Raw genomic sequence first — 221 nt, 5'->3', positions numbered from 1 at the left:
AACCTGCGACCAATTGATTAAAAGTCAACTGCTCTACCAACTGAGCTAACGACCCCTTGCGGGATTTTACTGCTGCCATCATTCAGGATGGTGGGTCGTGCAGGATGACTCGGCTTCGCCTCGCCCTTCGGGCCGTTGCTGACGCAACGTTATCCTTCACGTTCAACATCTGAGTTAAATGCTGAAATTGGTGGGTCGTGCAGGATTCGAACCTGCGACCA

General features: G+C 52.0%; 1 other RNA gene. It reads right to left on the bottom strand.

Annotated elements, in window-relative coordinates:
* Nucleotides 1–88 precede the first annotated feature (88 nt).
* Nucleotides 89–221: non-coding RNA, RtT sRNA (locus RRF55_RS28765), on the bottom strand; the annotation flags it as partial.

This window comes from Klebsiella sp. K47 (genome assembly GCF_051858335.1).
GTDB classification, from domain to species: Bacteria; Pseudomonadota; Gammaproteobacteria; order Enterobacterales; family Enterobacteriaceae; genus Klebsiella; species Klebsiella pneumoniae.
The sequence above is the reverse complement of the archived record's forward strand: the minus strand, read 5'-3'. Positions and strand labels throughout refer to the sequence as shown.